Annotated in this window: 7 protein-coding genes; all 7 read left to right on the top strand. The window is 67.7% G+C overall.

Annotation, left to right across the window (positions count from 1 at the left end):
• A partial coding sequence (gene hpt, locus B3587_RS12300) for a hypoxanthine phosphoribosyltransferase (protein ID WP_292729076.1) occupies window positions 1-468 on the top strand: 468 nt, incomplete at its 5' end.
• A gap of 133 nt (window positions 469-601) precedes the next feature.
• Window positions 602-2608: an ATP-dependent zinc metalloprotease FtsH gene (ftsH, locus tag B3587_RS12295; RefSeq protein ID WP_228177482.1), complete on the top strand. Its 2007-nt coding sequence runs from the start codon at window positions 602-604 to the stop codon at window positions 2606-2608.
• Window positions 2609-2617: 9 nt separating this feature from the next.
• Window positions 2618-3202, top strand: coding sequence for a GTP cyclohydrolase I (gene folE, locus B3587_RS12290; RefSeq protein WP_228177481.1), 585 nt, complete (start codon window positions 2618-2620; stop codon window positions 3200-3202).
• Window position 3203: 1 nt separating this feature from the next.
• Window positions 3204-4109, top strand: a complete 906-nt coding sequence (gene folP, locus B3587_RS12285; RefSeq protein WP_292729071.1) for a dihydropteroate synthase — start codon at window positions 3204-3206, stop codon at window positions 4107-4109.
• Window positions 4093-4473 (top strand): dihydroneopterin aldolase, encoded by a 381-nt coding sequence (gene folB, locus B3587_RS12280; protein ID WP_228177479.1) that lies wholly within the window; start codon window positions 4093-4095, stop codon window positions 4471-4473. The genes folP and folB overlap by 17 nt, the downstream gene beginning before the upstream one ends.
• A complete protein-coding gene (gene folK, locus B3587_RS12275; RefSeq protein WP_292729066.1) occupies window positions 4470-5003 on the top strand; it encodes a 2-amino-4-hydroxy-6-hydroxymethyldihydropteridine diphosphokinase in 534 nt (177 codons plus the stop codon). Before folB ends, folK begins: the two co-directional genes overlap by 4 nt.
• On the top strand, window positions 5000-5491 hold the full coding sequence (locus tag B3587_RS12270) for a DUF3180 domain-containing protein (RefSeq protein WP_228177477.1): 492 nt from the start codon (window positions 5000-5002) through the stop codon (window positions 5489-5491). The genes folK and B3587_RS12270 overlap by 4 nt, the downstream gene beginning before the upstream one ends.
• Window positions 5492-5509 lie beyond the last annotated feature (18 nt).

The raw sequence follows: 5509 nt of genomic DNA, 5'->3' as shown, positions 1-5509 counted from the left end.
GCCCAAGTCACGGCTGACTACGAGGGCAAGGAGCTTCTGCTCGTCGGCGTACTCAAGGGCGCGGTCATGGTGATGGCCGACTTCGCTCGCGCACTGCCGACGCACATGACGATGGACTGGATGGCAGTCTCCTCGTACGGCACCGGTACGCGCTCCAGCGGCGTGGTCCAGATCCGCAAGGATCTCGACACCGACCTGCACGGCAAGGACGTGCTCATCGTCGAGGACATCATCGATTCGGGCCTCACGCTGAGCTGGCTTCTGACCAACTTCGCGTCGCGGGGCGCGGCATCCGTCGAGGTGTTCGCCCTGTTCCGTAAACCGGATGCCGCCAAGGTCGAGGTGGACTGCCGGTACATCGGTTTCGACATCCCGAACGAGTTCGTCGTCGGCTACGGGCTCGACTACGCCGAGAAGTACCGGAACCTGCGCGACGTCGCGATCCTTGCGCCTCACGTCTACAGCTGAGGCCTTTCGGGGTACGCCGTGGGCGAATGCTCAGTCGTGGCATAGCAACCCCGCGATACCCTGTCTGCACCGTTTCTGCGTTCCCGCGCGGATCGGCGCCTGAACGACGGAGGGACCGGGTTCGCCCCGAACCATGGATTTCAAGAAGCTCACACGCAACCCGCTGCTGTACGTCGCGCTCATCGCGGTGTTCCTCATCATCGGATTCACGCTCATGTCGACCCTGGGCGGTGCCAAGCAGATCACGACCCAGCAGGGGCTTGATCTGCTGGCCGGGAACACGGTCACCGAGGTCGTGAACACCGACGGCGACCAGCGGGTCGACATGACGCTGTCGACGCCGTACGAAGGCGCCACCGACGTGCAGTTCTATTACGTGACGGCGCGGGCCGAAGAGGTCGTGAACGCGATCGACGCGGCAAACCCCGCCGACGGATACAACGACGTCGTCCCCCGGGCTACGTGGTTCGACGGCTTCCTGTCGCTGTTCCTCCCGATCCTGTTGCTCGGTGTGCTGTTCTGGTTCCTGCTCTCCTCCGCGCAGGGCGGTGGCAGCAAGGTCATGCAGTTCGGCCGCTCCCGCGCCAAGCTCGTTACGAAGGAGAGCCCGACCGTCACGTTCGACGATGTCGCCGGCTCGGATGAGGCGATCGAAGAGCTCCAGGAGATTAAGGACTTCCTGAAGGAGCCCGCGAAGTTCCAGGCTGTCGGTGCTCGCATCCCGAAGGGCGTGTTGCTGTACGGCCCTCCCGGAACCGGCAAGACCCTGCTTGCCCGCGCGGTGGCCGGCGAGGCTGGCGTGCCGTTCTACTCGATCTCGGGCTCGGACTTCGTCGAGATGTTCGTCGGTGTCGGCGCGAGCCGCGTGCGTGACTTGTTCAACCAGGCCAAGGAAAGCGCGCCGGCGATCATCTTCATCGACGAGATCGACGCTGTCGGTCGTCACCGCGGTGCCGGTATGGGCGGCGGCCACGACGAGCGCGAGCAGACACTGAACCAGATGCTCGTCGAGATGGACGGGTTCGACCCCAAGGCCAACGTCATCGTCATCGCGGCGACGAACCGTCCCGACATCCTCGACCCGGCGCTGCTGCGCCCCGGCCGTTTCGACCGTCAGATCGGTGTGGACGCCCCTGACCTGCAGGGTCGCAAGCGCATCCTCGAGGTGCACGGCCGCGGCAAGCCTCTCGCCGACGGTGTCGACCTTGAGGTCGTCGCCCGCAAGACCCCCGGCTTCACGGGTGCCGACCTCGCGAACGTCCTCAACGAGGCAGCGCTTCTGACGGCGCGCTCGAACGCGCAGCTGATCGACAACCGCGCGCTCGACGAGGCGATCGACCGCGTGCTGGCCGGTCCCCAGCGCCGCACCCGAATCATGAAGGACAAGGAGAAGCTCATCACCGCCTACCACGAGGGCGGACACGCCCTTGCCGCGGCGGCGATGAACTACACCGACCCCGTCACGAAGATCACGATCCTCCCGCGCGGCCGGGCCCTCGGCTACACGATGGTCATGCCGATCGATGACAAGTACTCGGTCACCCGCAACGAACTGCAAGACCAGCTCGCGTACGCGATGGGCGGCCGCGTGGCCGAAGAGATCGTCTTCCACGACCCCACCACGGGCGCCTCCAACGACATCGAGAAGGCGACGGGCATCGCCCGCAAGATGGTCACCGAGTACGGCATGACCACGGATGTCGGACCCGTCAAGCTCGGTCAGGGCTCGGGTGAGGTCTTCATGGGCCGCGACATGGGTCACGGTCGTGACTACAGCGAGCGGATCGCCGAGCGAGTGGATGCCGAAGTGCGGGCGCTCATCGAGCAAGCCCACAACGAGGCCTACCAGGTCATCAACGACAACCGTGACATCCTCGACAAGCTTGCTCTCGAGCTGCTCGAGAAGGAGACGCTCGACCACCTCGAGATCGAAGAGATCTTCAAGGACGTCAAGAAGCTGCCCGAGCGCCCGCAGTGGCTCTCGAGCGAGCAGCGTCCGGTCTCGGTGCTGCCCCCGGTCGAGGTTCCGCGTCGTCCTGCGCCGGCCGGCGTTGCCGCCTCGACGGAGGCTGACGCGGGGTCTGCCGAGAAGGCGCCGCGACGGCGGCCGACCGGACAGGCGCGTCCCGCAACCGCGTAGGCTCGCCTGGTGGCCGTTGATCGTGAACGCGTCGCCGCACTGGTGCGCGAACTGCTCGAGGCGATCGGGGAAGACCCTGATCGCCCCGGATTGAAGCTGACCCCCGAACGGGTGGCGGATGCCTACTCTGAGTTCTTCAGCGGCATCGGCGAGGACCCGGCTGCGCCGCTTGCCCACACGATCTCGATTTCGCGCGGCCCGGCACCAGAGACGCTGCCCTCGGGTGCGGTGATGCTGCGTGACATCCTGTTCCGCTCCGTCTGCGAACACCACCTGCTCCCCTTCCGCGGGCACGCCCACATCGCGTACCTTCCCGGCGAGAAGGTCGTGGGACTCGGTGCGCTTCCCAAGGTCGTCGACGTGCTCGCGGCGCGGCCGCAGGTGCAGGAGCGCCTTGCCGAGCAGATCGCCGACACCATCTCTGACGCGCTCGATGCGCGTGGGGTGCTCGTCGTGCTGGATGCCACCCACGAGTGCGTCACGATGCGCGGCGGCCGGCAGACCGACGCATCCACCGTGACGATCGCCGCCCGCGGGGCCTACGAAGAGCCGGTCGCTCGCGCCGAGCTGATCGCACTCATCGGAGCGAACTGAGATGTCGACGCTCGTAATGGGGGTCGTGAACGTCACGACCGATTCGTTCAGCGACGGCGGGCGCTACCTCGACACGGGCGCTGCGATCTCGCACGGCCTGGCGCTGTGGGCTGCCGGTGCCGACATCCTCGACGTCGGCGGCGAATCGACCCGCCCGGGTGCCGAACGGGTTGACCCCTCGATCGAACGCGACAGGGTGGTGCCCGTCATCCGTGCCCTCGCGCAGCGCGGCGCTTGGATCAGCATCGACACGATGAACGCATCGACGGCACTTGCCGCTGTCGACTCGGGCGCGCGGATCGTCAACGACGTCTCGGGTGGGCTCGCGGATGCCGCGATGCTCCCTGCCGTCGCCGAGACCGACGCCGAGATCATCCTCGGGCACTGGCGCGGGCCCTCGCGGGAGATGTACGCGCCGGCGCAGTACGCCGACGTGGCAGCCGAGGTGACAGCCGAACTCGCCGAGCGGGTCGCGGCTGCCCGGGATGCCGGCATCGGCGCGGATCGGATCATCGTCGATCCCGGCATCGGGTTCGGCAAGCGCCCGGAGCAGAACTGGGAAGTTCTCCGGGCGCTTCCGCAGCTTGTCGCGGCGGGCCAGCGGGTGCTGCTCGGCACGAGCCGCAAGCGCTTCCTGGCTGAGGCGCTGGCCGAGGCATCCGTCGACGCCGAGCGTCGCTTCACACAGCGCACCGGAGCCGCGGCAACGCGAGCCGGCGGCGAGGACCCGTCAGGCGACACGGTAGGCGCGGTCACCGAAGGCCGGCGCGATGGCGCCACGGCTGTCACGAGTGCCCTCGCCGCGCGCGCCGGCGTATGGGGCGTGCGGGTGCACGACGTGGCCGCCACGCGCGACGCTCTGCGGGTTGCGGAGCTGTGGGGGGGTTCGGATGCCGCAGCTCGATGAGATCCGGCTCGAGGGGCTTCGCGTCTTCGGCCACCATGGCGTCTTCGATCATGAGCGCGAGAACGGCCAGGACTTCGTCATCGACCTCGTCCTGAGCGTGAGCGCCGAGCGGGCCGCCCAGACGGACGACGTCGCCGATACTGTCCACTACGGCGAGGTAGCTGACGCTGTTGCGCAGATCGTCGCAGGCGATCCGGTGAACCTCATCGAGACGCTCGCCGAGCACATCGCCGATCGCGTGCTCGCCTTCCCCGGTGTCTTCGTGGTGCGGGTGACGGTGCACAAGCCGCAGGCTCCGATCCAGCAGCAGTTCACTGACGTCTCGGTGACGATCACCCGCGAACGCGCGGAGGCCGGCGAATGAGTCGACGCCTGGCCGAGGGCATGCAGGGCGGCACACACACGGATGCCGCTCCTGCCGTCGACGCGGTGGTGGCGCTGGGTGCGAACCTCGGTGACCGGCACGAGACGCTGGCAGCTGCAGCAGCCGCACTCGAGCACCTGCCGCTGGTGTCGGCGGTGAGAATGTCGGAGCCGATCGAGTCGGTCGCGGTCACTCTCGACGGGCCCGATCCCGACGCACCCGGATACCTCAACGCCGTCGCCATCGTCACGACGCGCCTCGCACCGACCGTCCTGCTGAGCTACCTGCACACCATCGAGGACCGGCACGGACGGGTGCGCCGCGAACGCTGGGGAGACCGCACCCTGGATCTGGATCTCATCGCCTACGGCGACGTGGTCTGCGACACCCCGACGCTGACGCTTCCCCATCCGCGCGCTGCCGAGCGCGACTTCGTGCTCGCACCGTGGCTCAGCATTGATCCGGATGCTTCCCTCGTCGGTGCCGGGCGGGTTGCCGACCTCCTCGAGCGACTCGGGGCTTCGTCGTGAGGCGCACCGGTGCCGGCATCCTGATCGTCACCGCCGCTATCGCGCTCGCCGGCGGGTTCCTTGTGAACCAACTGCTCACGGCAACGGGTCGTGCAACCTTCACGCCGCTGATCACGCTTCCCGTTCTGCTGATCGCGTTGGGGGCCATCGTGGTAGCTTTCGCGATCCCGGTGTGGCGCGCATCCCGCGGGCACACGCGCGCCGCGATCAACCCGTTCCGGGCGCTGCGCATCGCGATGCTTGCGAAGGCATCGAGCCTGCTCGGCGCGGCATCCGTGGGCTTCTCGGGAGGACTGGTGGTTTTCCTCCTGACGCGACCCGTCGTGCCGCCGTTAGGCTCGATGGCGACGCAGTTGGCAACGCTCGTCGCCGGGCTCCTGCTGGTGGCGGCGGGGCTTGTGGCCGAGTATCTGTGCACGATCCGGAAGGATGACGATGACGAACAGCCCGGAGGCGTCGACCCCGGATTCGGAGCCCACAGTCACTGAGGGTCCAGCCACTGAGGG

The sequence above is a fragment of the Microbacterium sp. UBA837 genome (genome assembly GCF_002296025.1).
In the GTDB taxonomy this organism is placed as follows: domain Bacteria; phylum Actinomycetota; class Actinomycetes; order Actinomycetales; family Microbacteriaceae; genus Microbacterium.
The sequence above is the reverse complement of the archived record's forward strand: the minus strand, read 5'-3'. Positions and strand labels throughout refer to the sequence as shown.

Excerpts from the sequence above, each read along its gene's own strand:
- ftsH (WP_228177482.1), top strand. The coding sequence starts at position 602 with ATGGATTTCAAGAAGCTCACACGCAACCCGCTGCTGTACGTCGCGCTC.
- folP (WP_292729071.1), top strand. The coding sequence starts at position 3,204 with ATGTCGACGCTCGTAATGGGGGTCGTGAACGTCACGACCGATTCGTTC.
- folB (WP_228177479.1), top strand. The coding sequence starts at position 4,093 with ATGCCGCAGCTCGATGAGATCCGGCTCGAGGGGCTTCGCGTCTTCGGC.
- folK (WP_292729066.1), top strand. The coding sequence starts at position 4,470 with ATGAGTCGACGCCTGGCCGAGGGCATGCAGGGCGGCACACACACGGAT.